Annotated in this window: 2 rRNA genes (1 of these 2 cut by a window edge); both read right to left on the bottom strand. The window is 58.2% G+C overall.

The window, feature by feature from the left end:
• Nucleotides 1–99: 99 nt before the first annotated feature.
• A 5S ribosomal RNA gene (rrf, locus tag YWY_RS0119355) occupies nt 100–216 on the bottom strand.
• A gap of 79 nt (nt 217–295) precedes the next feature.
• Nucleotides 296–3,074, bottom strand: a 23S ribosomal RNA gene (locus tag YWY_RS0119350) (it continues 358 nt past the right edge of the window).

The raw sequence follows: 3,074 nt of genomic DNA, 5'->3' as shown, positions 1-3,074 counted from the left end.
CCCCCATAGAAAAAAGAAAAAAAGGGGGGGGTCGGGATTCAGCTGAACTCCCGACCCCCCCTTTTTTTTTGGCATCCCGAAGGATGTGGTTGTGTGGGTGTCCGGCGGTGTCCTACTCTCCCGCACCCTGGCGGGTGCAGTACCATCGGCGCTGGCAGGCTTAGCTTCCGGGTTCGGAATGGGACCGGGCGTTTCCCTGCCGCTATGACCACCGTAACTCTGTGAAACAACCACCCCGGGCGGGTGTTGCTGGTGGTGGTGTTTCAGAGTTGCAGAGTGGATGCGTAGCGTCTTTGTGGTCAAGTTATCGGCCGATTAGTACCAGTCAACTCCACCCATTACTGGGCTTCCATTTCTGGCCTATCAACCCCATCGTCTGTAGGGGGCCTCTCACCACATGATGTGGCGTGGAAACCTCATCTTGGAACGGGCTTCCCGCTTAGATGCTTTCAGCGGTTATCCCAACCGAACGTGGCTAACCAGCCGTGCCCCTGGCGGGACAACTGGCATACCAGAGGTTCGTCCGTCCCGGTCCTCTCGTACTAGGGACAGCCTTCCTCAAGTTTCCTGCGCGCGCGGCGGATAGGGACCGAACTGTCTCACGACGTTCTAAACCCAGCTCGCGTGCCGCTTTAATGGGCGAACAGCCCAACCCTTGGGACCTGCTCCGGCCCCAGGATGCGACGAGCCGACATCGAGGTGCCAAACCATGCCGTCGATATGGACTCTTGGGCAAGATCAGCCTGTTATCCCCGGGGTACCTTTTATCCGTTGAGCGACACCCCTTCCACCAGGAGATGCCGGATCACTAGTCCCGACTTTCGTCCCTGCTCGACCTGTCGGTCTCACAGTCAAGCTCCCTTGTGCACTTACACTCGACACCTGATTGCCAACCAGGCTGAGGGAACCTTTGGGCGCCTCCGTTACCTTTTAGGAGGCAACCGCCCCAGTTAAACTACCCACCAGGCACTGTCCCTGAACCAGATCATGGTCCGAGGTTAGATTCCCAATCCGGCCAGAGTGGTATTTCAACGGCGACTCCACGATCACTGGCGTGACCGCTTCCCAGTCTCCCACCTATCCTACACAAGCCGAACCGAAAACCAATACCAAGCTGTAGTAAAGGTCCCGGGGTCTTTCCGTCCTGCCGCGCGTAACGAGCATCTTTACTCGTAGTGCAATTTCGCCGGGCCTGTGGTTGAGACAGCCGAGAAGTCGTTACGCCATTCGTGCAGGTCGGAACTTACCCGACAAGGAATTTCGCTACCTTAGGATGGTTATAGTTACCACCGCCGTTTACTGGCGCTTAAATTCTCAGCTTCGCCCACCCACAAGGGGCAGGCTAACCGGTCCTCTTAACGTTCCAGCACCGGGCAGGCGTCAGTCCATATACATCGTCTTGCGACTTCGCATGGACCTGTGTTTTTAGTAAACAGTCGCTTCTCGCTGGTCTCTGCGGCCACCATCCCCTAGCCCGCACGGGGCTTCAAGAACAGTGGCCCCCCTTCTCCCGAAGTTACGGGGGCATTTTGCCGAGTTCCTTAACCACAGTTCGCCCGATCGCCTCGGTATTCTCTACCTGACCACCTGTGTCGGTTTGGGGTACGGGCCGCGTGCGCACTCGCTAGAGGCTTTTCTCGGCAGCATAGGATCACTCTGCTTCGCCTCAATCGGCTACGCGTCACGCCTCAGGCTTCATGAGCCGCGGATTTGCCTACGACTCGCCCTACACGCTTACACCAGTACTACCACTCACTGGCGGAGCTACCTTCCTGCGTCACCCCATCGCTTGGCTACTACAGGCTCAGGTCCCACGCTCCACCCACAACCCCCACACAAAGTGCAGGAGAAGAGGCTTCGGGTGGTTAGTATCACCTGCCTCGCCAGGGACGCGCACACGCGGGTACGGGAATATCAACCCGTTGTCCATCGACTACGCCTGACGGCCTCGCCTTAGGTCCCGACTTACCCTGGGCGGATTAGCCTGGCCCAGGAACCCTTGGTCATCCGGCGGCAGAGTTTCTCACTCTGCTTTCGCTACTCATGCCTGCATTCTCACTCGACCACCCTCCACACCTGGCTTCCGCCGGCACTTCACCGGATGATCGACGCTCCCCTACCCACCCACACGACTGCACCACACCCCCGAAGAGGCATGGCGGATCTCACGTGTGAGTGACACAGCTTCGGCGGTGTGCTTAGCCCCGCTACATTGTCGGCGCAGGACCACTTGACCAGTGAGCTATTACGCACTCTTTCAAGGATGGCTGCTTCTAAGCCAACCTCCTGGTTGTCTCGGCAATCCCACATCCTTTCCCACTCAGCACACACTTAGGGGCCTTAGCTGGTGTTCTGGGCTGTTTCCCTCTCGACGACGAAGCTTATCCCCCGCCGTCTCACTGCCGCGCTCTCACACCCTGGTATTCGGAGTTTGGTTGACTTCGGTAACCTGGTAAGGCCCCTAGGCCATCCAGTAGCTCTACCCCCAGGGTGAAACACACGACGCTGCACCAAAATGCATTTCGGGGAGAACCAGCTATCACGGAGTTTGATTGGCCTTTCACCCCTACCCACAGCTCATCCCCTCAGTTTTCAACCTAAGTGGGTTCGGGCCTCCACGCCGTCTTACCGGCGCTTCACCCTGGCCATGGGTAGATCACTCCGCTTCGGGTCTAGGCCACGCGACTCACACGCCCTATTCAGACTCGCTTTCGCTACGGCTACCCCCCACGGGTTAACCTCGCCACGCAGCACTAACTCGCAGGCTCATTCTTCAAAAGGCACGCCATCACCCCACCAAACAGCAAGGCTCTGACGGTTTGTAGGCACACGGTTTCAGGTACTCTTTCACTCCCCTCCCGGGGTACTTTTCACCTTTCCCTCACGGTACTCGTCCGCTATCGGTCACCAGGAGATATTTAGGCTTACCGGGTGGTCCCGGCAGATTCACAGCGAATTCCACGAGCTCGCTGCTACTCGGGAACACCAGCAAGACACCGCCACACAGTTTTCGCCTACGGGGCTCTCACCCTCTCCGGCACGCCATCCCAAGCGCTTCGACTAACCATGCACGG

Origin of the sequence: Thermocrispum agreste DSM 44070, assembly GCF_000427905.1 — a bacterium.
GTDB lineage: Bacteria > Actinomycetota > Actinomycetes > Mycobacteriales > Pseudonocardiaceae > Thermocrispum > Thermocrispum agreste.
This window is presented reverse-complemented; position numbering and strand designations above follow the sequence as displayed.